The organism is Polyangium sp. y55x31 (genome assembly GCF_029946505.1).
In the GTDB taxonomy this organism is placed as follows: Bacteria; Myxococcota_A; Polyangia; order Polyangiales; family Polyangiaceae; genus Polyangium.
The window spans coordinates 22,598-47,408 of sequence record NZ_JARZHG010000043.1 but is presented as its reverse complement, the minus strand read 5'-3'; the positions used below and the strand labels follow the sequence as shown (position 1 = coordinate 47,408).

Annotated in this window: 20 protein-coding genes; 11 read left to right on the top strand and 9 right to left on the bottom strand. The window is 68.7% G+C overall.

Going from position 1 to position 24,811, the window contains the following annotated elements; translation table 11 throughout:
* Window positions 1-11 precede the first annotated feature (11 nt).
* From QHF84_RS42695 to QHF84_RS42680, 4 genes are all read left to right on the top strand, one after another.
* Complete coding sequence (locus QHF84_RS42695; protein WP_281319333.1) at window positions 12-1,274, top strand: STAS domain-containing protein; 1,263 nt, start codon at window positions 12-14, stop codon at window positions 1,272-1,274.
* A complete protein-coding gene (locus QHF84_RS42690; RefSeq protein WP_281319332.1) occupies window positions 1,262-1,849 on the top strand; it encodes a nucleoside triphosphate pyrophosphatase in 588 nt (195 codons plus the stop codon). Before QHF84_RS42695 ends, QHF84_RS42690 begins: the two co-directional genes overlap by 13 nt.
* Window positions 1,850-1,853: 4 nt before the next feature.
* Window positions 1,854-3,161, top strand: a complete 1,308-nt coding sequence (locus QHF84_RS42685) for an aspartate aminotransferase family protein (RefSeq protein WP_281319331.1) — start codon at window positions 1,854-1,856, stop codon at window positions 3,159-3,161.
* A gap of 134 nt (window positions 3,162-3,295) precedes the next feature.
* The gene (locus QHF84_RS42680) at window positions 3,296-5,362 is read left to right on the top strand and encodes a hypothetical protein (protein ID WP_281319330.1); all 2,067 of its coding nucleotides are present in this window, start codon (window positions 3,296-3,298) and stop codon (window positions 5,360-5,362) included.
* On the opposite strand, the gene QHF84_RS42675 is transcribed toward QHF84_RS42680, so the two are convergent.
* The 5 genes from QHF84_RS42675 to QHF84_RS42655 all read right to left on the bottom strand — a co-directional run bounded on the left by QHF84_RS42675 (window position 5,335) and on the right by QHF84_RS42655 (window position 10,230).
* Complete coding sequence (locus QHF84_RS42675) at window positions 5,335-6,252, bottom strand: GNAT family N-acetyltransferase (protein WP_281319329.1); 918 nt, start codon at window positions 6,250-6,252, stop codon at window positions 5,335-5,337. The two genes, QHF84_RS42680 and QHF84_RS42675, sit on opposite strands and share 28 nt — an antisense overlap.
* 9 nt (window positions 6,253-6,261) lie before the next feature.
* Entirely contained in the window at window positions 6,262-7,887 is a 1,626-nt protein-coding gene (locus QHF84_RS42670; RefSeq protein ID WP_281319328.1) for an ABC-F family ATP-binding cassette domain-containing protein, read from the bottom strand.
* A gap of 87 nt (window positions 7,888-7,974) precedes the next feature.
* On the bottom strand, window positions 7,975-8,385 hold the full coding sequence (locus tag QHF84_RS42665) for an STAS/SEC14 domain-containing protein (RefSeq protein WP_281319327.1): 411 nt from the start codon (window positions 8,383-8,385) through the stop codon (window positions 7,975-7,977).
* A 15-nt stretch (window positions 8,386-8,400) separates the two neighbouring features.
* Entirely contained in the window at window positions 8,401-9,042 is a 642-nt protein-coding gene (locus QHF84_RS42660) for a hypothetical protein (protein ID WP_281319326.1), read from the bottom strand.
* Between the two features lie 108 nt (window positions 9,043-9,150).
* A complete protein-coding gene (locus tag QHF84_RS42655; protein WP_281319325.1) occupies window positions 9,151-10,230 on the bottom strand; it encodes an alpha/beta fold hydrolase in 1,080 nt (359 codons plus the stop codon).
* A gap of 189 nt (window positions 10,231-10,419) precedes the next feature.
* On the opposite strand from QHF84_RS42655, the gene QHF84_RS42650 reads away from it, so the two are divergent.
* Both QHF84_RS42650 and QHF84_RS42645 read left to right on the top strand, forming a co-directional pair.
* On the top strand, window positions 10,420-11,556 hold the full coding sequence (locus QHF84_RS42650) for an alpha/beta fold hydrolase (protein ID WP_281319324.1): 1,137 nt from the start codon (window positions 10,420-10,422) through the stop codon (window positions 11,554-11,556).
* Window positions 11,557-11,570: 14 nt separating this feature from the next.
* A complete protein-coding gene (locus QHF84_RS42645) occupies window positions 11,571-11,984 on the top strand; it encodes a VOC family protein (protein ID WP_281319323.1) in 414 nt (137 codons plus the stop codon).
* Window positions 11,985-11,994: 10 nt separating this feature from the next.
* Here the strand turns inward: QHF84_RS42645 and QHF84_RS42640 are convergent, their stop codons facing one another.
* From QHF84_RS42640 to QHF84_RS42625, 4 genes are all read right to left on the bottom strand, one after another.
* Entirely contained in the window at window positions 11,995-12,906 is a 912-nt protein-coding gene (locus QHF84_RS42640; RefSeq protein WP_281319370.1) for an alpha/beta fold hydrolase, read from the bottom strand.
* Window positions 12,907-13,124: 218 nt separating this feature from the next.
* A complete protein-coding gene (locus QHF84_RS42635) occupies window positions 13,125-14,096 on the bottom strand; it encodes a hypothetical protein (RefSeq protein WP_281319322.1) in 972 nt (323 codons plus the stop codon).
* Window positions 14,096-14,812 (bottom strand): VTT domain-containing protein, encoded by a 717-nt coding sequence (locus QHF84_RS42630; RefSeq protein ID WP_281319321.1) that lies wholly within the window; start codon window positions 14,810-14,812, stop codon window positions 14,096-14,098. Before QHF84_RS42630 ends, QHF84_RS42635 begins: the two co-directional genes overlap by 1 nt.
* Window positions 14,813-14,849: 37 nt before the next feature.
* Window positions 14,850-16,133, bottom strand: a complete 1,284-nt coding sequence (locus QHF84_RS42625) for a styrene monooxygenase/indole monooxygenase family protein (protein WP_281319320.1) — start codon at window positions 16,131-16,133, stop codon at window positions 14,850-14,852.
* A gap of 501 nt (window positions 16,134-16,634) precedes the next feature.
* On the opposite strand from QHF84_RS42625, the gene QHF84_RS42620 reads away from it, so the two are divergent.
* From QHF84_RS42620 to QHF84_RS42600, 5 genes are all read left to right on the top strand, one after another.
* On the top strand, window positions 16,635-17,021 hold the full coding sequence (locus QHF84_RS42620; protein WP_281319319.1) for a hypothetical protein: 387 nt from the start codon (window positions 16,635-16,637) through the stop codon (window positions 17,019-17,021).
* 84 nt (window positions 17,022-17,105) lie between these two features.
* Window positions 17,106-21,113: a DNA topoisomerase 3 gene (locus QHF84_RS42615; RefSeq protein ID WP_281319318.1), complete on the top strand. Its 4,008-nt coding sequence runs from the start codon at window positions 17,106-17,108 to the stop codon at window positions 21,111-21,113.
* Window positions 21,114-21,161: 48 nt separating this feature from the next.
* On the top strand, window positions 21,162-22,646 hold the full coding sequence (locus QHF84_RS42610) for a serine/threonine-protein kinase (RefSeq protein WP_281319317.1): 1,485 nt from the start codon (window positions 21,162-21,164) through the stop codon (window positions 22,644-22,646).
* Window positions 22,643-23,473 (top strand): hypothetical protein, encoded by an 831-nt coding sequence (locus QHF84_RS42605; protein ID WP_281319316.1) that lies wholly within the window; start codon window positions 22,643-22,645, stop codon window positions 23,471-23,473. The genes QHF84_RS42610 and QHF84_RS42605 overlap by 4 nt, the downstream gene beginning before the upstream one ends.
* Complete coding sequence (locus QHF84_RS42600) at window positions 23,473-24,810, top strand: LamG domain-containing protein (RefSeq protein ID WP_281319315.1); 1,338 nt, start codon at window positions 23,473-23,475, stop codon at window positions 24,808-24,810. The genes QHF84_RS42605 and QHF84_RS42600 overlap by 1 nt, the downstream gene beginning before the upstream one ends.
* Window position 24,811: the final 1 nt, after the last annotated feature.

The following is a 24,811-nucleotide window of genomic DNA, read 5'->3' as shown; positions in this document are numbered from 1 at the left end:
GTCCTTTCGCCATGAACTCCGAGGTTCGCTCCCCGCGAGACGAACATCCCCTCGCCGCGTTTCGCGCGGCGCTGCTCGGGCGCCATGACGTCCTGGTCGTACGTGCGGTCGAGCGACTGCGGCGTATCCTGCCCTGGCTCGCACAAGCCCCCGACGAGTTCCTCGTCGAGCCGGTCAAAGAGGACGTGGCCGCGTATGCCTACGCGCTCACGGCCCCCGATTTCTCCGACCTCGAGCGGCGCGCGCGGGCCTGGTGCGAGAGTCAGGTCACGCTCGGCGGCAGCGTGCACCTCGTGCTCCAGCTCGTCGAAGGGTGCCGACAGGACTACCTCGAGTTCGCGATCGACGCGGTCGTCGCGGGCGTCCCGGAGGCCCGGGCCGGCGTGCACCGGCTCATGGAAGCGTTCACCGCGGTGCTCACGGAGGTCGACGCGTTTTTCCACGGCTCCGAGGCGCGCGAGGCGGCCGACGCCACGTTGTTCCGTCACTTCGTCGATGCCTCGCCCGACCCGGTCGCGCTCGCGGGCGGCGAGGGGACGATGCTCATCTACGCGAACGCGGCCTTCAAGGAGACGTTCGGCGGCGAAGGGATCCCGGGGCGCTTCATGGGAACGTTCGTCCCCGACGAGCAAAAAAACGTGCTCGCGGCCCTCGCGACCACGGCGTTTCGCGAAGGACGCGTGCGCGGTGAGCTTCACCTGTTCCGCGCGAACGGCGAGCTCTTCAAGGCGGACGTCCTCTCGTTCATCGCGCAGAGCCACGACGATCGGCAGCCCGCGCGCTTCTGGCTCCTGCGCGACAAGGGCCCGCTCGTCGAGGCGGAGGAAGCGCGGATGCGGCTCCAGGAGGAGATCATCGCCTCGCAGGCGGAGGCGATCCGCGCGCTCTCGACGCCGCTGCTCCCGATCGCCGAGGGCGTGATCTTGATGCCGCTCGTGGGCGCCCTGAACGAGCAACGCGCCGAGCAGATGCTCGACACCATGCTCCAGGGCATCTCGCGGCGAGGCGCGCGCGTGGCGATCCTCGACATCACGGGCGTGAGCGACGTCGACTCGCACGTGGCGCACGGGATCCTGCGGGCCGCCCGCGCGGCTTCGCTCCTCGGCGCGCGTGTGTTCCTGACGGGCATCCGCGGACCCGTCGCGCAGACGCTCCTCGCGCTCGACGCGAACTTCGGCGGCCTCGTCACGTGCAGCACGCTTCAGGACGGGGTCGCTCGTGCGCTTCGCGGCGCCGGAAGCCAGGGGTATGCTCCGCGGCGATGGACCGGCTGATCCTCGCATCCACGTCTCGCTTCCGCCGCGCGCTGCTCGACCGCCTCGGCCTCCCCTACGAAGCCCGCGCGCCTCATTTCGACGAGATCCCGCCCGAGGGTTTGTCGCCCCGCGACGTGGCCCGCGCGTTCGCCGAGGGCAAGGCGAAGAGCCTCGACGCCGCGCCGGGGACGTGGGTCATCGGCGCCGATCAGGTGCCCGAATACGACGGCCGCATCCTGCGAAAAACCGAGAGCCAGGACGATTGCCGTTCGCAGCTCGCCGAGCTCTCCGGGCGCACGCACATGCTGCATACGGCCGTCGTGCTCTGGTCGCCGTCCGAGGGCCGGATGCTCGGCGAGACGGTCACGGTGGAGCTCATGATGCGGTCGCTCTCGCCGGCGCTCATCGATCGCTACGTCACGCTCGACGATCCGGTGGGCAGCGCGGGCGGGTATCTCTTCGAGAAACGCGGCATCGGCCTCTTCGAATCCGTGCGCGGCGGCGACGAGTCGGCCATCGTGGGCCTGCCCTTGCTCTCGCTTTGCCGCCTCCTCCGCGAAGCCGGGATCGAGCCCTTCGATCTGGCGAGGTGACGAAATGACCCCCATGGATCACACCGAGATCCTGCGCAAAGGCATCGAGGATTTTCGCCGGTTCGTCAATCCGCTCGTCGCGGCGCGGGTCGCGATGACGGGCGAGCCTTACCGAATTGCGGGAACGCGGGACGGAAAGCTCGTCGAGGAGGGCGGGCGGCTCATCGAGGATCTGCACGGCACGCAATCGCTCGGGCACCGCGTGGCGGCCGTGGCGGACGCCGTGCGGGATTGGCTCGCGACCGACGCGCCGTCCTGGTATCCGTCGCGGGTCAATCCTTATGCGGGGCGGCTCGGGCGGGCGCTCAATGAGCGGACGGGCTACGACAACGCATTTTTCGGGATGTCGGGCAGCGACGCGGTGGAGGCGGCGATGAAGCTCGCGCGCGCCGCCACCGGGCGCCCGCGCGTGCTCTCGCTGCTCGGCGCGTACCACGGCACCACAATGGGAAGCTGCGCGCTCATGCATCCGGGGATGTTCCGCGATCCCTTCGCGCCGCACGTTCCCGGCGTCTCACCCGTCCCGCCCGAGGACGTCGACGCGCTCGCGCGCGCTCTCGCGCCGGAGGACGTGGCCGCGATCATCGTGGAGCCGATCCAGCTCGAAGGCGGCGTGAATCCTTTGTCCGAGCGATACATTGCGTCCCTCTGCGAGCTCACCGAAAAACACGGCACGCTGCTCGTGGCGGACGAGGTGCAGACGGGTCTCGGCCGGCTCGGTCGTTTCCTCGGCACGGCGACCTGGCCGCGACGCCCGGACGTGATCGTGCTGGCGAAGGCGCTCGGCGGCGGCCTCTTGCCGTGCTCGGCCATGCTCACGTACAAGGACACCTTTTTGCGCGCCTATGGCAAGGACATGGCCACGGCGGAGGCGCACAACGTGACGTTCGGCGGCAATGCGATGTCCTGCGTCGCGGCGCTCGCGATGCTCGACTTGCTCTCGCCCGAGGTCTTCGCCGTGGCCAAGGCGCGCGGCGACCATTTCCAGGCGGGGCTCCGGCGCGCGCTCGCGGGCTCGCCGCTCGTCGTGGAGGTGCGCGGCGCGGGGCTCATCGCGGGCGTCGAGCTCCGGGCGACGGATCACCCGTGGCTCTCGTTCGAGCATTTCGGCATGGACGAGCTTCATGGGCATTCGCCGATCGGCCTGCTCGTCTGCCACCGCATGTACAAGCGAGGCTACTATTGCTTCGTGTGCGGGCACCGCTGGAATACGCTCCGGCTCCAGCCGCGGCTCGATATCGAGGAGAGCGAGCTCGACGCGTTCGTGACGGCGCTTCGGGAGGAGATCGATTCGATCGCGGATCTCGTGTAACGGAAAAGGCGGCCGAAACGGAAACGGCAGCGGCTCCGGCGCCCTCCTTGCATTCCCCCGCCGTGGGGAAGACCATGCGCACGCCGCCCACGCCAAGCCTTCCACGATCACGCGGATTCCGTATTTTGGCCGGCGTGCTCTTGGCGCTCGCCGCTTGCGCGGGCAGCGGCTATGCAGATCACCGCACGGACGTCACGCCGCCACGGCACGCCGCGCCCTCCCCTGCCCCCGAGCTTTTGCGCTTCGACATCATGGCTGGATCCATTGCCAATCACTTTTATCGCCGTGGCCCGATCGCGGCGCACCTCCTCGCGACCTCCGGAATGGCCCCGCGCCTCCTCGTCGCGTTTCCCGCGGGGAACGCGGGTATCGTCCTCGGCTTCGCGCCCCTCGCGCAGCCTGCTGCTTTCGACCTCGCGCCTCTCGCCCCGCTCGACGGCGTCGAGCAGCCCGATGGAATGCGCGGCGTCATGGCCCATCTCGTCGCCCGTGCGCCCGCCTTGCGCGTCCACCACGCCATGCTGGCCGGAATTCGGTTCCTGCGCGACGAGATGGCCGGAGGCCTCGGCCCCGGGGCGCCCTCGCTCGCGTACGAAGTCGATCCCGGCCCGCCCGTTGCTCTGCGCCGCACCATGCTCGACGGCCGGCGTATCGAGCTCCGCATCGAGCCCAGGGAGGATTCCACGCTCACGCTCGAAAAAAACGATATCGTCCTTCATGCCGGCCCGGGCGGCGAGGTTCACTTCCTCGTCACGGCGCTCCAGGACGAGCTGCCGCTCGCGCCGTTCCCGGTCGAGGAGATTGTCAATGCGAATGCAGCGAGCGACACGCGGGCGCGCCAGGCCCTGTCTTTCCTCTCTTACCGAGAAAAGCTCCTCGCCGGGTCCTGGCGATTCTTGACCTATTTCGGACGCGATACGTTGCTCGCGCTGCAGATGCTCCTGCCCGCCCTCGAGCCTCCTGCGATCGAAGCGGGGCTCGGTTCGGTGCTCGATCGGCTCGCCCCGGACGGCGACGTCGCGCACGAGGAGGCCATCGGCGAGTACGCGGTCTGGCTCAATGCAATGACAACCCCGCGACCCGCGGATCTGCGCGCGCCCGTCCTCGATTACAAGATGATCGACGACGACTTCCTCCTCGCCCCCATGGCCGCGGCCTATCTCCTCGACATGCCCGCGGGGAGAGCACGTGCCGAGGCTTTCCTCGCTCGCAAGACGCCTTCGGGCATGCTCTATCGCGACGCGCTCCGGCAAAACCTCACGCTGGTCCTCGCGCGCACGGCCCCCTTCGCGGCCCATCCGGGCCCGGAGACGCTCGTCGCGCTGAAGCCAGGCCTTCCCGTGGGCAACTGGCGCGATTCGAATCAGGGGCTCGGCGGTGGGAACATCCCCTTCGACGTCAACGTGGCCCTCGTCCCGGCCGCCCTGCGGGCCGCCGCGCGCCTCTTCGCGAGCAACCTCCTCGGCCCGGACGCCGCTGCGGCGAGCGAAGCGCAAACCCTCTCCGATGCATGGAAGGGTGTCGAGCGCTTTTTCAGAGTGGAGATCCCCGCCGCGACGGCACGCGCGCGCGTGAGCGAATATGCGGCCGCGGTCGGTCTCGACGGCGCGGCTGCGGTCGCCTCGATCGACGCCCCGATCCGCTTTTTCGCAATCGCACTCGACGCCGCGGGCAAACCGATTCCGGTCATGCATTCGGACACGGGGTTCGTCCTGCTCTTCGACGAGCCCTCGCCCGAGCTTCTCAGCCTCGTGGCCGCCGAGCTCCTGCGCCCGTTCCCGGCCGGGCTTCGCACGGACGTCGGCATGCTGGTCGCGAATCCCGCGTATGCGGGCGATCCTGCTCTCGCCGCGATGTTCACCCGCGCCGATTACCACGGGACCGTGGTCTGGTCGTGGCAGCAGGCCGCAATGGCGGCGGGTCTTTCGCGGCAGCTCTCGCGCAAAGATCTCCCGGCCGTCACGCGCGAAATGCTCCTTCTGGCCGAGCGCGCACTATGGGAGGGCATCGAGGCTACCCACGCGCAGCGCGCCGAAGAGCTGTGGAGCTGGGAACCCGTGGGCGGCAAGGCCGTGCTCATCCCGTTTGGCCAGGCGCGTGGCCACGTGGATGAATCGAACGCACTCCAGCTCTGGAGCACCGTTTACCTGGCGCTCCGGCCGCCGCCCAGGCCTCAGCCGCCGAGGAGCGGCCCGCGATAAAGAATCGTGCTCATGAGGGGTTTGTACCCCATGACCTCGTTGAGGCGGCGGATCGGCTCATTCTCCACGGCGTTCTCCGTCACCAGGCGCCGGAAGCCGGCTCGCTTCGCGCCCGCCACCTGCGCCCGTTTCAGCATGCTTGCAATGCCTCGCCCGCGCCACGCCCGCCGCACGCCGGTGAGGCTGTGGAATGCGACGCCGCCCCGGCCACGCTGGAGCACCGCATACCCGACCACCTCGGCGCCGTCCATCGCGATGAACGTGAGGTCGTGGGTATGGATGGGCCTGTCCATGTCCGTCGCGAGCCATTCTTCGAAGGATCCCACCTCGTCCGCCTGTTCCGCGGGAATGTCGGGGATGGCCTCTCGCGCGACCTGGTACATACCGAGCAAAAGGTCGGGTCGCTCGGCCCGTGTCACGAGCGTGATGCCCGCCGGCGGCTTCACCTCCGGCATGGGCAACGAATCGAGCTCCAGCACGAGCTCGACCTCGCGTCCGATTTCCTCGTAGCCGCGCCGTTCGAGGTAGGCGCACGCGTCACGCTGGCTTTCGTGGGCCTCGATCAGGAGCTCCCGCAATCCAAGCCGTCGCGCGTGCTCCGAGAGCGCGCAATGCATGGCCGATCCCAGGCCCCGGCGCCGAAACGCGGGAATCACCCACAGGCCCGCGACACCGCACGGGTCTGCGCTCTCGCCGCCGGCAGGTCGAACGAATGCCGCGCCCACGGGGCGCCCATCGATCCGTAACACCCCATCCACGCGGCCCGGATGAAGGCCGCGCAGATGACGCGCATCCTCGAATGAGGGGACACCCCAGACATCCGCAGCGTCGACGACGTCGACCCAATCCCGAAGGGCCTCGTCACTCTCGACGAGTTCGAGCGTCGGCATGCGAAGGCGCTACCGCCGGAGCCCCGGCGCCTCGTGCCCGCTCGTGGCCACGTATTCGAGGTACCCGCCGCCGTACTTGTGCACGCCTTCCGGGGTCAATTCGAGCACGCGGTTCGAAAGCGCCGCGAGGAAATGCCGATCGTGAGAGACGAACAGCATCGTGCCCTCGAAATTCGAGAGCGCCTCCACCAGCATCTCCTTCGTGGCGATGTCGAGGTGGTTGGTCGGCTCGTCGAGGACCAGGAAATTCGGCGGATCGTAGAGCATCCGCGCAAGCACGAGCCGCGCCTTCTCCCCGCCGGAGAGCACGCGGACGGGTTTGTCCACGTCGTCGCCCGAAAAACCGAAGCAGCCCGCCAGCGTGCGCAGCGTGCCGAGCGAGGCCTCGGGGAAGGAATGGATGAGCGTGCCGACCACCGTGAGCTCCGGGTCGAGCACGTCCATCGCGTGCTGCGCGAAATACCCGAGCTTCACGCTCGCCCCGAGCGACGCGCCCCCCGCGTCCGGCGCGAGGTCGCCCGCGATGATCTTGAGCAGCGTGGATTTCCCCGCGCCGTTCACGCCCATCACGCACCAACGCTCACGCCGCCGGACCAGGAAATCGAGCCCCTCGTAGACCGTGCGGCTGCCATAACGCTTCACCACGCCGTCGAGCTTCGCGACGTCCTCGCCCGAGCGCGGCGGCGCTCGGAAATCGAACATCTGCGGCCGCTTGCTCTTCTTCGGCGGTTCGAGCTTGTCGATCTTGTCGAGCTTCTTCACCCGGCTCTGGACCTGCGCCGCCTTCGCGGCGTGGGTCTTGAACCGCTCGATGAAGCGCATCTCCTTCGCGAGCATCGCCTGCTGCCGCTCGTATTGCGCCTCGGCCTGCTCGGCGGCGATCGCTCGTTGCCGCTCGTAGAAATCGTAATTGCCCGAGAACGTGGTGAGCTCGCCGCCGTCGATCTCCAGGATCTTCGTGCAGATCCGGTTCATGAAGGCGCGATCGTGGGCGGTGATGACGAGCGCGCCCTCGTAGGACTTCAGGAAGCCTTCGAGCCAGATGATCGACTCGATGTCGAGGTGGTTCGTCGGCTCGTCGAGCAGGAGCACGTCGGGCCGGAGCAGGAGGATCCGGGCCAGCGCCACGCGCATCTTCCAGCCGCCGGAGAGCGTGCCGACGTCGCGATCCATGAGCTCGTTCGAGAAGCCGAGGCCCGCGAGGATCTCCCGCGCCCGCGCGTCGAGCGCATACCCGTCGAGCTCGCTCCATTTCGCCTGGGCCTGCCCGTATCGTTCGAGCAGCTCCTCCATCTCGTCGGCGCGATCGGGATCCGCGAGCGCCGCTTCGAGCTCGGCGAGCTCGGCCGCGATCTCGGAGACGGGGCCGACGCCGTCCATCGTCTCGGCGACGATGGTCTTGCCCTTCATCTCGCCGACGTCTTGCCGGAAATACCCCACGGTGACGCCACGATCGATGGCGACCTGCCCCTCGTCCGGCACCTCCTCGCGGGTGATCATGCGGAAGAGCGTGGTCTTGCCCGAACCGTTCGGGCCGACGAGGCCGATCTTCTCGCCGCGGTTGACGGCGGCAGAGGCCTCGACGAAGAGGATCTGCTTGCCGTGGCGCTTGCCAATGGAGTCGAGCCGGATCATGCGGGGCGCCTATTTAGCGGACGGAAGGCCCTAGCGCATCCGAAAAAAACACGCCGTCCCCGAGAGGATGGAGGACGGGCGGAAGGCTCACGCGCTCGGCTTCCAGGACCGCCGGCATTCTTCGAGGTAGGCCCGCGCCTCCGCGATTGTCTCGAAAAACCGCAGCGTCGTCGCGCCGCCCGTGAGCAGCTTCGTGGCGCGCGCGAAGAGCTCGATCACGACCTGCACGGGGAAGGGCGCGCCGACGACCGCCACCACGTGCGGCGGGAGCGATTTCGGCCGGCCGAGCCCTTCTCCTTTCGTCATCCGCGACATGCCCGCGGCCTGGCGCACGTCGGCGAGCACGAAGAGCCGGCCGAGCGCGAGGAGCCGCTCGTCGTGGACGCGATACATCGCGGCCATCTCCCCGCGCTCGATGTCGCCGTGGATCTCCATCAAGAGCAGGTCTTCGTGCTCGAAACGGAACACGTGCCTACCGATGCGGAGCTCGTCGCCCATCACTTCCGTCGCCGATCACGGCATCGTGCAGCGCGGATCGCCATTTTGAACCATCTGGATGTCGTCGTCACTGAGAGGCAGCGGATCGCAGCCGTGGCTCTTCTCGCAAACGAAATCGAACTCGGGCGTGGCCTTCGCGTGGCAACTCAAGCAAGTGCCGAGCGGGTTCGCGGGTTCCGTGACGCCGCGCTGCACGATCTTCGTGCCCATGTCCGAGACTTCCAGGAAGAAAAACTCCCAGTCGTTCGACGCCTCGGAGAAACCCGGCGCGCGCTTGACCATCGCCTCATGCGGGACGAGCTGAATCACGGTGCCCACGGGGAAATCCACCGTGCCGGGCGCATTCGCCGCGGCGAGGGTGGCGTCGAGGTTACCGAGCTTGTTCGTGATGCGATAGGAGCGGACCTTTTCCCACTCGAGAATGCAACCGAAATCGGCTTCGGTCATGACGAGATCCGAGCCGCCCGCGCCGCCGCTGCCGCCGCTGCCTCCTGCGCCGCCCGTACCTCCACTGCCGCCGCTGCCGCCGCTGCCGCCCGCGCCGCCATCACCCCCCGCACCTCCGCTGCCGCTGTTTTCGTCGCCGCACGCAGAGACCGCCGCGCAGGCGAGTACCAATCCGAGGATCGAAGCAAAACCGAGGCGGGAATGGATCATGTAGAAGCTCCTCCGTGAGGCATACGCGAACACCGCGTCGCCCGGATGCGCCTTCTCTACAGATTTTCCCGCCGCTTCACAACGACAATCCTCGCGCGGCGGAGCCGCTCAAGGGGTCTTCGCCGCGCGGCGCTTGTCGCGGAGCCAGGCGAGGCCCGCGTCGAAGACGACATCGTGCCCGCCCTCGAAGAGCACCAGTGTGGCGCTCCCCGAGGTGCGCGTGAGGTGCGACGGGGCGCCGGCGCGCTCGTAGATATCGTCGGAGGAGGTTTTCGATACCCGCCGGGTCGCCGTGGGCGCGAGGAGCTTCGCGAGCACGTCGTCGCCCACGCGATCGGCCGGATCGGCGAGGTCGTTGAACGCGGAGATCGAATGCCGCGGAGGCACGATGTCGTCACGGATGCCCGTGGCCACGTAGATCGGCACGCCTGCTTGCTTCGCCCGCGAAAGGAGCGCGCTCGGGCTGCGGCGGGAGCACTCGCTGTGCGCGCGCGTGCCCGGACGCGGCGCGCCGCCGCACACGCCCTCGATGAATCGAGCGTAATGCCGCCGGGGAAAACCTTTTCGGTTGTACGTGTACCAGTCGGGGATGTCGTACACCGGCGCCCACGCGACGACGCCGGCCCAGAGCTCCGGATGCCGCCCGGCCATCGCGAGCGCGGTCATGCCGCCGCCGGAAAAGCCCGCGAGATAGATACGCGTCTCGTCGACGTGGCCACGTTGCTTCGCGTAGGTGATGGCGTCGAGGATGTCCTGCGCCGCGAGGTCCGAGGCCGCGGCCTCGGGGCGCAGGTACGGGCCGCGGAAATCGGGGTGCACGAAGACCCAGTCGTTTTGCGCGGCGAACATGGCATACGGGATGCCGATGTTTTGCCGCCAGTCGGTGCTCCAGCTATGCAAGACCACGAGGAGCGGTCGCTTTCCAGACGCGCCCGAGTCGAAAAACATGGCGCGCTGATCGGCGCCGTCGGCCGAGGATTTGAGCGTCACGGACTCGATTCCGGGCACGCGCTCCTCCCAGGCGCCGAGGCCCGAGGCGCCCTCGCCGCCTGGAAATCGGGAGGCGAGCGTGAACGCTGGTGCAACGCGCTTCACGCCTTCGGCGCGCGCGGGCCCCTCCGCGACCGAAAAAAGCGCCATGAGCGCCACCACGGCAAGGAACCGAACACGATTCTGGATGCAATTCATGCGTTCGTCTCTCGGAGCGCGGGTATAGCGGCTCCACCCAGCCGAGGCCATGCATCCGAAACGAATTGCGAGCGTCGGGCCTGCCCGTCCGTGCGCCAAGAGCGACGAAATGAGGCACGGCGATTGCGTTCCCGTGCGGGGTGCGGGACGAACGTATCCAGGCGCGGAAGGCCGCGCAGGGAAGGTGCAATGCCACGCCCCATCGTTTCCATGCTGGTGCTCCTCGCGGGGATCCTCCTCTCGGGGTGTCGGGAAATACCCACGGCCCATGCGGAGACCCGCGCACCTCGGCCCACGACGGTCCCCTCGCAGGCGCCCGCGGCGGGCGAGCGCGCGCGAGAGCCACTTTCGCTGATTCCGGAGTTTCCACGCGCGGCCGGCGGCCCCTTCCCGTTCGGCGCGCAGGACTTTTCGGTATGGCGGGCGCGGGTCCCGCGGATCGAGGAAGTCGAGATTTCCTCGTCCCTCGACGGGAACAAGCAACGCGCGCTTTTTTATGATCCGGGCCGGCCCGAGCCGCGACCGCTGCTCGTAGCGCTCCATAGCTGGAGCGAGAATTACCTGCAGAACATCGGCATTCCATACGGAATCTTCGCCGAGCGGAATGGATGGGTGCTCATCCATCCCGATCACCGCGGCCCCTACCGGTCGCCCTCGTCGGTGGCCTCCGAGCTCGCGCAAAGGGACGTGCTCGACGCCGTCGAGTACGCGCAGCGGCGCGCCAATGTCGATCCGACGCGCATCTACCTCGTCGGGTATTCCGGCAGCGCGATGACGTCGCTCGTGCTCGCGGGCCGGCACCCGGAGATCTGGGCGGGCGTCGTGTCCTGGGTGCCCATTTACGACCTCGTCGACTGGTACGGATGGCTGCGCGTGAACATGCCCGAGCGCCATTACGCGCACGAGGTCGCCGCTGCCTGCGGCGGCGCGCCCCGACCGGGTACACGTGCCGAGGAGGAATGCCGGCGGCGGAGCCCACGCTCCCACCTCAAAGGCGCGCGCGGGCGTGTGAACGTCTATCTCGGCGTGGGAATCTGGGACCAGCTCGTCCCGCCGGATCACGCGCTCCGGGCCTTCAATGACCTCGCGGCACCGGCGGATCGGGTCCCGGACGAGGCCATCGGGCGAATCGCCAAGACGCGCAGCATCCCCGAAACGCTCGCCGCCCCGGAGGCGCGCCCGCTCTACGACGCCGCGAAGGCGAAGGTGGTCTTCGAACGCACGAGCGAGCGCGCGACGGTCGTGGTTTTTCTCGGCGGACACGACGTGATTTACAACGCGGGGCTCTCGTGGCTTGGAAACCAGCGCAAAACCGTGCTTCCATGACCGCGGACGAACCCATGACCATCTTGCTCGTCAACATCGACGTCGATGACCTCGACCGCGCGATCCACTTCTACACGGGCGCCTTCGACCTCCGCATCGGCCGCCGCTTCGGCGCCGCCGGCGTGGAGCTTTTGGGCGCGAATGCCGCGATCTATCTGCTCGTGAAGCAGGCTGCGAGTGTTCCCTTCCCCGGCTCGACCTCGCCGCGGTCCTATGGCCGCCACTGGACGCCGGTCCACCTCGATTTCGTGGTGGAGGACCTCGATGGCGCCCTCGCGCGCGCCGAGGCCGCCGGGGCGGTCCGGGAGAGCGACGTCGCCGCGCACGCCTGGGGCCGGATCGTCGTGCTCGCCGATCCGTTCGGGCACGGCCTCTGCCTGATTCAGTTTTCCGAGAAGGGATACGACGCGATCGCCACGAATCCGTGATCGAACGCCGTCACTCGGCCTCGGCGAGCCGCGCCCCCGCGAGCCTGCGCCAGAGCGAGGGGCGCGCGTCCTCGGGCGCGCGGGGCGGACGAGCGCCCGGGCGCACCCGCGGCGCGCGCTGGGGTTGGTCGAGGAACCGGAAGAGCTCGGACAGGATCTCCGGCACGGCCTCGCGGTGCGGGTAATGGCCGACGTTCTGGAAACGACGCACGATGGCGCCGTCGAGGTAATGGTGCACCTGCTCGGCGTGCTTCACCGGAATCACCGGATCCCGATCACCCCAGTACACCGCGAGCGGCGGCATCTCGCGCAGCCGATGCGCATGATCGAGAAGGTGCTCGCGTTGCCCGCGCAGATCGACGGCATTTCGCAGCGTCCGGAAGAGGGCGCGTGCCGAGCCCGGGCGGGCATTCATCTCGACGAGGTGCTTGCGCTCCGTTTCGTCGAAATTGCCGCCGAGCACGCGCACGCCCGCGTTCGTGCCGATGCCCATGAGCACCGGCGCCGCGAGATCGAGCACGCCCATCGACGAGGCGAGGCGCAAGGGCGCTGCGACCTCGAGGCCGAGCCCGCCGGCGGCGACGAGCGCCAGGCGATGCACGCGCCCCGGCTGTTCGAGCAGCACGTGCATCGCGATCCCGCCGCCGAGGGAATGACCAATGAGGTCGAAATCCGACAGCCCGAGCGAACGAATCCATTCGACGACGAGGCTCGCGTACCACGAGACGTCATACGAGGCGTCGTATCGGCTCGACTGCCCGTGTCCCGGCAGATCGAGGGCATAAAGCCGCCGATCCCGCGCGAGGATCGGGGCGATCTTGTTCCAGGTCCGGCAGGTATCCGTGAGGCCGTGCACGAGAACGACAGGCCTCTGGCGCTCGTGTGCGAGCCCTCCATGCGGAGCCCACTCCTCCCAGAACACGTTGCCCCCCCGAAACGAACGGCGATGGCTGCGGCAAGCGACGGACGTCATGGGCGAAGTCGAAAGATAAAGCCACGCGCGTCCGGCTGTCCACGATTTCGTCACTTTTTCGCCGCGAAATCGTTGCGATGCAAACCATGGTTTGCACCCCGATGGCATGGAGCGAAGCGCGATACGCGGTCCCGTGATCCAGCGTGCGGATCACTGTCACGATCTCGTCAACCTTCGCTCGGGCCAAACCGCTCCGCGAACGCACGCGCGAGCTTTCGTGATTTGCGGGCGGAGACGATCTCGCTGACCTTCGAGGTGAGCCGCGTATCGTGCCGGTGGAGCGAGAGCGCCTGGATCACGTGGACCGCGCGGCTCTCCGGCGCCTCGGCGAGGAGGTTCAGCAAATACGAGAGCGCCTCGTCGGTGCGGAGCAGGGCCACGCCGAGGAGGATGGTCTTTTCCATCTCCGGATCGGCGCGCGAGACGGCCTCCTGCAGCACCGAGAGCGCCTCCGGCAAGCGTGACTCGCCGAGCGCGAGCGCCGCCGTCTCGACCCCGGCATCGAGCGCAGCCGCGACCACGGGCAAATACTGGCGCGGTTCGAGCGCGAGCATTCCGCGATAACACGCGCCGAGCACGTCGGGCTCGGGGTCGCCCACGATCACCCGCGTATGCAGCACGGCCGCGCAGACGACCTCGCACGTGTCGCGCAGCGCTTCGGCCGCGGCGACGCGGGCCTCGGGCGTTTCGTCGAAGAGGAGCGGGGTCACTTCGAGCGCGGCCCGCGGAAAGTTCGTCCGGACGAGCGCATGCGCCGAGATGCCGCGGACGAGCCCGGCCGTATCCACGGGCGGGCCCACGGTGGCCTCCATCTGCACGTACCGGAGGCCTTTTCGATACGTGTCCCACACGTCCGCTTCGAGCGTGACGAGCGCCTCCAGGACCTTCTGCTTCGCATGGCAGCCCCGATCGGCCATCGCAGGCATGCCGAGGAGCCGCTCGAAAGCCGCGACGAGGTCGGCCGTGAGCGCGCGCAGTTCGAGATCGGCCACGACCTTCGCCGCCTCGCCCACGAGGAAGGCGTTCGGATCGGCGAGGAACCGGCCGAGCTCGGGCGCGGCGGCCGCCGGAGGCTCGGTGCGGGCGAGCGCGCGAATACGCGCGAGTTTGTCGTCGAAGGTGTTTTTCCGGGCCGCCATCAGGGCTCCACCGCCTGCGAGGGCGCCGCGAGCGCCTTGTCCAGGGAGCGACGCGCGATCCGCGAGGTGACGACGAGCGCGCCGAGCGTCACGACGAACCCGGCCACGAGCGTGATCCAGCCGAGCGATCCCGGCGCCTTGGCCTCGCCCGAGAGCAGCGCGGCCGCGCTCTCCACGCTCGCGCCGACGTAGACGTGAAAAAGCGTGGCCGGCAAGAGGCCGAGAAACGAGCCCGCCGCAAAAGCACGAAACGAGAGGGGCGTGGCCGAGAGCATGTACGTGCCGATGTTCTGCGGGAAGGCGAAGGTGACACGCAGGAGGAAGGTGATCTTGAAGCCGTCGGCGCGGACGGCGCGCTCGACGGCGCGCCAGAAATGGGCCTCGCCCGCGCGCGCCGAGAGGAGCTTGCCGATGGAGACGCGGCCGAAGAGGAAGCAGAGGCAGACGCCGAGCGTCACGGCCGGCCACGCGATCAAGATTCCCTTGCCGAAGCCGTACGCGTAGCCCGCGAGGCCCGACATGACCCAGAGCGGCGTGGTGATCGCGAGGGCAAAGACCTCGACCCCGACGAACAGGAGCGCGCCGGCCGCGCCCGCCTCGCGCATGAACCCGACGAGCGAGACGAGCGCGTTTCGCACGACCGGCAGGCGCAAAAGCACGAGCGGAAGCGCGAGCAACCCGAGGAGCAGGAGGACTCGTTCGAGGCGGCGCCGCATCGGGCGCGCAGCCTACCACACCCCCGAGGCGTTCCGGCTAGGCCGAGGCAGGCGCCATCGTCGCGCCGAGGCCCCGCCGCGCCCGCGCGCCTCGGAACCCTTCGAGGAAAGCAGAGGCGCCCTCGGGGCCGCGGAAGATCCGCCATTGCAAGGCCGGATCGTCGAAGTTCGAGGCGAACGCGTCCGCGATGCCTTGATCCCGCGATGCCGCCGAGAAGATGGCCATCGTGTGCGGCGGCGGCGGCGAGAGGAAGGCGTTCGTCCACTGCATCGAGGGGCCGACGAGGGACCAGAGCCGCTCGTCCACGCCCTCGCAGAACCGACGATCGAAGGGACGACCGAGCGTGAGCGCCTGGACGATCGCCTCGCCGAGCGCCCACGCCCCACGCGAGGCCGCGTTCGCGCCCTGCCAGAGCACGGGATCGTGCGTCGCGAAGGCATCCCCGACCGCGACGGCATGACGGCCCGCGCCGAGCTCGACGTACGCGCGGCGCGCCGTCGGGACGATCGCGGCCTGCATGCAATCGCTCGGGCTCGTGAGGTGAAAGATCTGCCGATCGACGCGGGCATATACGCTCGGCGCGTTCGCCTCCAGCAAATCGAGCACGAGGCTCTCGACCACGTGCGGATCGTCGTCGCAAGGGACACGCGTGACGGCGTCGAGCGCGCCGCCGGGGATGGCCTCGAACAGGAGGCAACTGACCGGCCCCTCCGCCGTGAGGAGCTGGCTCTCGAAGATTTCGCCGTGCCCCGGGACGATCTGGAAATGAAGGCCGAGCTCCTCGGGGAAATCGATGCCCCGAAAGAGGCCCGCAAAGAGCCGGCGCTGCGGCTCGAGCCAGGGAGAACGGTCGTAATCCCGCGGGAACATGGTGCCGAGCTCGCCCCGGCCGCTCGCCACGACGACGAGGTCGTGTTTTGCGCCGAGGCGCTCGACGTCCGATCGATCGAGGGCCCCGGAGCGGACGACGCGGCCGCCGCGCGCCTCGAAATCCTCGAGGAGGCGGGGGGTGTAGAGGCGCATGTCGATGAAGAGCGCGGGCGGATCCATTCGGCCCCGCGAGGAGAGCTCCGGCAATCCTTTGACGCGTACGTCGACGTAAAAACAACCGAACGATCCGTCATCCCAATGATTGGTGCCGAGCTCGCGATCGCGCCTGCGCGTCGAGCCGAGGAGCGCCGCCGTGCTCGGCAGGCGCGAAGCTCGGATCTCGTCGCCCGATCGTTCGGCGTAAAGGGTGCAGGAAATGCCATGCCTGCGGAGGTACAATCCGAGCTGCAAGCCCGCGATGCCGGCTCCCACGATGCCAATGCTGCTCATCGAAGCCCCTTTCCAAGCTGGATGGCTGCGCCCGAACGAGCCGAGCAGCGCCCCCAAAGCGTGACCCGTCGAGGACGCACGATATACCCGTCGAGGACGGCGGTCCATCGTCCACAACGTCGGGCTATTGCTGACTTCTGCCCAAGGTCACGCCGCACGAGGTGTACGAACGAGGACATGCTGCGTACGAATTCCACGGAGGTCCGACGGATCGCATGTGTCCTCGCATGCCTGCTCGTCGGATGCGCGCCGGTACGAACCACGACGCCTCCGCCGGAAGGTCCGCCGCTCGGCACCGCCGCGGAATGGCTCGCCTCCCTGAACAAAGGAAACGCAAAAACTACACCGCCCGAAATCGATCGTTTCCTGCAGGCCGCCAGAGCTGTATGTCCGGATCCCCCGGGATCAGGGAGTGCGAAAGCGCTGTCACGCGGGGCACAGGTACTCGGTGAGATGCCACGGCGAGGGTGCCGGGGGCTGCCGCTTCGGCAGGAGCTCGACATGATGGCGCGCCTGCTTCGCGCGACGCCGAAGGAGCACAAAGACTGGATCCGCATCGTGGATCGGATGGCCGAGACGGCATTCTCGATGGAGTACGAGGCGTTTCGGGTCTGCAGCGAGATGGAGCGTTCGCCGCCCGAGGATCAAAGCCGCCTCGCGTATGGAGCGCGCACGCTGCACGTGGTCGAGGACGCGCTCGTGTACGCCCGGCGCACGACGAGGTTCGCCTGCGATATGCTGGCGCGTCACCCGAGCCACCGAGCGAACGCGCCCTGCGACTGGGCGCTGCCGCCGCCGCCCATGGAGGCCGCATCCGTGTGCGTGGAGACGAACGCGTCGTTCCCGGCCGAACCGAGGGCGCCGGGCTGCGAAGCGGACGCGCCCTGAAGCGCACGGGCCGGCGCGGCATGGATTGCCCATCCCCGCCCCCTTTGTCATGATGCGCCGCCCCCGAGCCGGGGGGCGCACCCCATGACCATCGCCGTCGTCGCCGAAAAGCCGTCCGTGGCCCGAGACATCGCCCACGTGCTCGGCGCGACGAAGGCGAGCGAAGGCGCGCTCGAAGGCGCCGGATACGTGGTGACCTGGGCGATCGGTCACCTCGTGGCGCTCGCCCAGCCGCACCAGATGGACCCGGCCTGGAAGCGCTGGGACCTGCGCACGCTGCCGATGCTGCCGCCGACCTGGCCGCTCTCGGTGCTGGAAGAGACGCGCAAGCAGTTCGAGGTGGTGAAGAAGATCCTGCTCCGCGCGGACGTGGAGTGGGTGGTCTGCGCGACGGACGCCGGGCGCGAGGGCGAGCTGATCTTCCGCTACATCTACGACGCCGCGGGCTGCAAAAAGCCGGTGCGGCGCCTGTGGATTTCGTCGCTGACGCCGGACGCGATCCGCATGGGCTTCCGGAAGCTCAGGGACGCGCGGGACTACGACGCGCTGGCGGACGCGGCGCGGGGGCGGAGCCGGGCGGACTGGCTCGTCGGGATGAACCTGTCGCGGGCCTATTCGCTGTCGTTCGGGCAGGATTTTTCGGTGGGGCGGGTGCAGACGCCGACGTTATCGATGGTGGTCGAGCGCGAGCAAGCGATCCGGGCGTTCGTGCCGGAGGACTACCTGGAGGTGCGGGCGACGTTCGCGCCGGAAGGAGCGCCGGACGGGCCGGACGGGCGGTATGAGGGGATCCTGCTGGATGTTCCGGAAAAACCAGGTGGTCCGGAAAAACCGCGGCGGCTTCCGCCGGATGGGGAGGAAGCGGAGCGGATCACGCGGCGGGTGCTCGGGGGCAGAGCGGTGATCACGAAGGTGTCGGCGGAGACGCGCCGGATCCCGCCGCCGCTTTTGTATGACCTGACGGAGCTGCAGCGGCACGCGAACCGGCTGTTCGGGTGGAGCGCGCAGCGGACGCTCGACGTGGCGCAGGCGCTTTACGAGCGGCACAAGCTGATCAGTTATCCACGCACGGACAGCCGGCATCTGTCGACGGACGTGGCGCAGACGCTGCCGTCGGTGGTGAAGGCGATCGAGGGGAAGTACCAGGGGCTCCTGGCGCCGGGGACGGGGCAAAGGCCGCTCGGGCGGCGATTCGTGGACGATACGAAGGTGACGGACCACCACGCGATCGTGCCGACGACGACGGCCCCGGGTGGATCCTTGTCGTCGGAGGAGCAAAAGCTCTACGACCTGGTCTGCCGGAGGCTGCTCGCGGCGTGGCACGACAATTTGATCGAGCGCACGACGACGGTGATCACGGAGGTGACGTCGTCCGAGGCGGTGGATCGATTCCGGTCGGCGGGGACGGTGGTCGAGCAAGTGGGCTGGAAGGTGCTGGACCTCGGGGGGGCCGGGACGAAAGAAGGGCCGAAGAAGCGAAAGAAGAGCGCGGCGGAGGGGGCCGAAGCGGAGGAGGAGGCGGAGGCGCAGAAGCTGCCGCGGGGGCTTTCCGAAGGGAAAAAGGCGCGGGTGCTCAGCGCGAAAGCGGAGAAGAAGACGACGAAGCCGCCGAGCCGGTTCACGGAGGCGACGCTCCTCACCGCAATGGAGACGGCCGGAAAGACGGTGGAGGAGAAAGAGCTGTCGGACGCGATGAAGGACACGGGGCTCGGGACGCCGGCGACGCGCGCGGCGATCATCGAGACGCTGATCAAGCGGGAATACGTGGTCCGGATGGGGAAGAGTCTGGCGGCGACGGACAAGGGGATTTTGCTGGTGGGGGCGGTTCATCCGCATGTGAAGAGCGCGGCGATGACCGGGGAATGGGAGGCGCGTTTGGCGCGGTTGTCGCGGGGCGAGGGGGATTTGAAGACGTTCATGCGGGGGATTGAAGCGTATGTGAAGTATGTGGTGGGCGCGGTGCAGGATGGGGACGATCGGCCCGCGGGCGGCGTGGCTTTGGAGGGCCGGGGCGGTTCCCCCGAACTCGGGCCCGCAAAGCGGGCCCTCAAACAACAGGACCCACCACCCCGGCCCTCCAAAGCCACACCGCCCGCAGGCCTCGAATCGCGTGCGTCGCGTGCCAAGAGCACGGGGAAGGTGGGGGGGAAGAAGGGGACGGTCGAGCCGAAGGGGGCAGCGGCGTTCGCTTCGGCGGGGGTGGTGAATGGTATGGCAGGACAAGCAAGGGTGTTGAAAGGGCAGGCGGAGCTGCCGCTGGCGGAGCGGCGGGAGGTGCGGGCGGGCGCGACGCTCGGGGAGATTTTGCGGGAACGATTTGGTTTTCCCGGGTTTCGGCCTTATCAGGAGGCGGTTTGTCGGGCCGTGACCGAGGGGCAGGATGTTCTTTTGGTGATGCCGACGGGGGCCGGGAAGTCGCTTTGTTATCAGTTGCCGGGGATCGCGCGGCGGGGGACGACGCTCGTGGTGAGTCCCCTCATTGCTTTGATGGAAGATCAGGTGGGGAAGCTCCGGGCGCAGGGGTTTGCCGCGGAGCGGATTCATTCAGGAAGGGATCGGCTGGCGTCGCGGGCGGCTTGTGCGGAGTATCTGGCGGGACGGCTCGACTTTTTATTTATTGCGCCGGAGCGGCTCCGGGTGCCGGGGTTTCCCGAGATGCTGGCGAAGCGGAAGCCGACGCTGGTCGCCGTGGACGAGGCGCATTGTATTTCACATTGGGGGCATGATTTCAGGCCAGAGTACCGGATGCTGGGGCAGCGGCTGCCATCGCTCAGGCCGGCGCCGGTCGTGGCGTTGACGGCGACGGCGACGCCGATGGTGCAGGACGATATCGCGCGGGAGCTCGGGCTCTCGGAGGCGGCGCGGTTCATTCACGGGTTCCGGCGGACCAACATCGGGATCGAGGTGGTGGAGCTTTCGCCCTCGGCGCGGGTGGAGACGGTACAGAAGCTTCTGGCGCCGAAGGAGCGGCGGCCGGCGATCGTGTATGCGCCGACGCGGAAGCACGCGGAGGAGACGGCAAAGGAGCTTTCGAAGCTCGGGGCGGCGGCGTATCACGCGGGGATGGAGACGGGGACGCGGGACCGGATCCAGTCGGCGTTCCTGGCAGGGGAGCTCGAGGTGGTCGTGGCGACGATCGCGTTCGGAATGGGGGTGGACAAACCGAACGTGCGGACCGTCGTTCACATGGCGCTGCCCGGGAGCGTGGAGGCGTACTACCAGGAGATCGGGCGCGCCGGGCGGGATGGTTTGCCCTCGCGGGCCATTTTGATGCATTCGTTCACGGATCGGCGGACGCACGAGTTTTTCTTCGAGCGCGATTATCCCGATCCGGCCCTGCTCTCGGCGCTGTTCGGGGCGCTCGGCATGCGGCCGCAGACGAAGGAGGCGCTCGCGCCGCGGGTGGAGTCCGATCCGGAGAAGTTCGAGAAGGTGCTCGAGAAGCTCTGGATCAGCGGCGGCGCGATCATCGACGCGGACGGGGGGATCCGGCGGGGGAGCGAAGATTTCCTCGGCGAGTACGTGGCGCAGCGCAAGCACAAGCAGGAGGACCTGGCCAAGATGGCCCGGTACGCCGAAGGGCACGGGTGCAGGATGCTGCATCTCGTCAGGCATTTCGGCGACCAAGAGGACGACGGGAGGCCCTGCGGCGTCTGCGACGTGTGCGCGCCCGACGGGTGCGTCGGGCGGAAGTTCCGCGAGCCGAGCCGCGCCGAGTCAGCGGCGATCCAGAAGATTTTGGACGCGCTCGGCGAGGAGGACGGGCAGCCGATGGGGCGGCTGCATCGCGATACGTTCGGCGACGCGCTCGATCGGCGGTCGTTCGAGCACCTCGTGAACGGGCTCGTGCGCGCGGGGATGTGCGAGGTGCGGTCGGACTCGTTCCAGAAGGGCGGGGAGTGGATCGAGTTCCAGCGGGTGTCGCTGACCGAGGAGGGACAAACGCACGGCGGCGGGGCGCCCACGCGGTTCGTCACGCTCGACGAGGCGCCGAAGAAGAAGGCGCGCGGCAGCGGGAAGGCGAAGGGGAAGAGCCGCGGGAGCTCGAAGGCGTTCTGGGCCTGGAAGGCGCGGCAAAAGAAGGGTGGGTAAGAGATGTGGCCGCGAAAGGGCGCGGTCTGTTAGAGTGGCGAAAGCCTCATGACAGGAGGGCACGCGGGCGCGCGCAAGGTCGGTCGGTACGCCCTCTACGGCGAGATCGCGTCGGGAGGCATGGCCACGGTCCATTTCGGGCGCCTGCTCGGGCCGTCAGGGTTCGCCCGGACCGTCGCGATCAAGCGGCTGCATCCGCAGTTCGCCAAGGATCCCGAGTTCTCGACGATGTTCCTCGACGAGGCACGCCTCGCCGCGCGCATCAAGCACCCGAACGTGGTGCCGATCCTCGACGTGATCTTCGAAGGCGGCGAGCTGCTCCTCGTGATGGACTACGTGCACGGCGAGAGCCTCGCGCGCGTGCTCAAAAACTTGGAGCGCGAACGATCAAGGCTGCCGCTCCGGATCGTGTCCGGCGTGATGGCGAGCGCGCTGCACGGGCTCCACGCCGCGCACGAGGCCACCGACGAGCGCGGCGCGCCGCTCGGGATCGTGCACCGCGACGTGTCGCCGCAGAACGTGCTCATCGGCGCCGACGGGACGACACGCGTGCTCGACTTCGGCGTGGCGAAGGCGATGGGCCGCGCGCAGGTGACGCGCGAGGGCGAGCTCAAAGGGAAATACGCGTACATGGCGCCGGAGCAGATCCGGTCCGGGAGCACCGTGGATCGGCGCGTCGACGTGTTCGCCGCAGCCATCGTGCTCTGGGAGATGCTCGCCGTGCGCAGGCTGTTCAACGGCGACAGCGAGCTCGCGATCATCGCGCAGGTGACGATGAACGAGATCCCGCCGCTGAAGCAAATCGGCGTGGAGGTGCCGCCGGAGCTCGAAGCGGTGGTGATGCGAGGGCTGTCGCGTAGCCCCGCCGATCGCTTCCAGACCGCGCGGGAGATGGCGATGGCGCTCGAGACCGCGGTGCCGCCCGCGCCCGCGTGGGAGGTCGGCGAGTGGCTCGCGCAGGTGGCGCCCGAGGGGATCACGCGGCGCGCGCGCGAGGTGCAAGCGATCGAAAACGCATCGCTCGCAGACGCGGACGTGCCGCCGCTGTCGGCGCTCGACGGGAGCGTGGAAGCGGGGAGCATCGCGTCGGCGATGCGATCGTCGCAGGTCTCGGGGATCGCCGTGCCCCATCGGCCGCAAGCGGTGGCGCTGCCGCGATCGGTCGTGGTGATCGCGTCCGCCGTGCTCGTCGTCGCGCTCGGAGGCGCGGCCGTGCTCTGGCTCGATCGAGGCCGCGAGGAGCAGGCGACGGGGATCCAGCCTGTCACGCCCACGGTCACGGCGACGACAGCGGCCGCGACGGCAAAGCCGCCCGAGCCCACGGTCGCGCCCGCGCCGCCGGAGCCGACGGCGACGAGCACGAGCACGCCCGTCGCGACGACGACGACGACGGCCGCGCCGCGCCCGACGGCGAAGGGCACGACGACTGCGACGACGACGAGCGGTAAAACGGCGCCCCGCGCGGAGGGCTGCAGCCCTCCGTACACCATCGACGCGAAGGGGATCCGCCGCATCAAGCCGGAGTGTTTGTGAAGATTCGAGCCCTTGTTTTCCTTGCCGCGGCGACGATCCCGCTCGCGGCCCCCGCCTCCGCCACGACGAAAAAAGAGTGCGTGGCGTCGTACGAGCAAACGCAGTCGCTGCGCAAGGAAGGCAAGCTCGCGGCGGCGCAGGAGGCGGCGCTCGTCTGCTCGCACGACGACTGCCCGCGCGTGGTGCGCAAGGACTGCACCGAATGGCTCGCCGAGATCGAGAAGAGCCTGCCGACCGTGGTGCTCATGGCGCGCGACGAAAAGGGCGACGAGACCGCCGACGTGCGCGTGTTCGAGGGGGACAAACTCGTGCGAGATCGGCTCGACGGCAAGGCCATGCCGATGGATCCCGGCGAGCACGTGCTCCGGTTCGAGCGGGACGGCGCGGAGCCCGTGACCCGCAAGGTGATCGTGCACGAGGGGGACAAACTCGTGCGGATCGAGGCGTCGTTCAAGAAGGAGCCGAAAGCCCCGGAGGACAAGCCCGCCGAGAACGGGCGCGGCCTGCCGATCTTGCCCATCGTGATCGGAGGCGTGGGGCTCATCGGGCTCGGCACGGCCGGGGTGATCGGGCTCCTCGCGTTCTCGGAGAAATCCGACCTCGAAGAATCGTGCGCGCCGCGGTGCACGGCCGCGTCCGTCGACGCGGTTCGAACGAAATTCCTGGTGGCGGATGTGACGGCCGCCGCGTCGGTCGCGATCCTCGGGGCGGCGGCGATCGTGTACTTCACGTCGGGCCCGTCCGACGAAAAGAAGAGCGGTATGCCTCGCCTCCAGTTTGCCCCGACGATCGGCGGCGGGTTCTTGAGCCTCCAAGGAACCTTCTGATGAAGACGTACCTCTTCGCAGCGCTCGTCCCCCTCTCCTGCACGCTGGGCTGCTCGGCGCTCGTCGATCTCGACGCGCTCTCGTCGGGCGGCGGGAGCGGGAGCGGGCCGATCGAGCTGCCGGACGGGACGTTCGAATTCGTGGACGACGCGTTCGAGGGCGAATTCGAGCTCGGATCGTTCGCGGATACGGAGTGGGGCGGCGCGCGATTGCGGCTCAAGTCGGAGTCGATCGACGGGACGTTCCGCTCGCGGGTCTTCGACGCCGGCGAGCCGGTCGACTGGACCACGTTCAACTGGACCCCGGCCGGACCGTACATCAAGGCATTGCCGGATTCCAAGGGGAAGGAGACGGGGTATACAGAGGGGGCGATCGACATGTCCGGCAACGTCCTCCTGCTGCACCTCGACGGCGCGGGCGCGTTGACCGCGGGCGCCGAGGCGGCGGATACGTCCGGCGGGAAAAACAATGCGACCGTGAGCGCGCCGAACGGTACGACGCTCTCGTTCGAGGAAGGCCCGATCGGGCAGGGCATCGCGGACAAACTCGAGACGCACCTCGCGATCGACACGCTCTCGGGCAATTTCGATTTCAACGAGGGTGATTTCACCTGGGCGCTCTGGGTGAAGACCGATTCGAGCTGCGCGGGCAACAAGGTCTTCCTCGGCGTCGACACCGGGTTCAGCGGTCCGCACCTCTGGCTCGGATGCGCGGAGGGGGACGCATTCAGCGCCTGTGGCCCGGGCTCGCCCGAGGGCCGCGCGGCAGGCACCTTCAAGTCCGACAGCGACGACCCGGCCGACGGCGTGCCGTTCTGCGGCACGAGCCAGATCAACGACGGGAACTGGCACCACCTCGCGGCCGTCAAGAAAGGCCACGCGCAGAGCCAAGTCGTGCTCTACGTCGACGGGATCGCCGAGGCGACGCTCGGGACCACGTTCGACGTCCCCATCTTCCTGACCGGCGACGACTTCACCCTCGGCGCGCTGCTCCAAGGCGGCTACCAGGCCGAGGGGACGTACGACGAGGTCGCCGTCTGGAAACGCGCGCTCGATGCGCACGAGGTCATGGCCATTTATCGGCGCGGCGGGGCGCGGCTCGCGCTGCGGGTGCGCGCGTGCGAGGACCCGGCCTGCGCGGACGGGGATCCGCCGTTCGTGGGCGCGGACGGGAGCGACGGTTGGTTCGTCGATCCGACGGGCACGCTGGGCCCGCCCACGGACATGCAGCTCGTCGTGCCGAGGGCGCGTTATTTCCAGTACGAGGCGAGCTTCGAGGGCTACCGCGAGGGCGACGGCCCGGGCCTCTTCGCCGTGAAGGTCCACGCGAAGCGCTGAT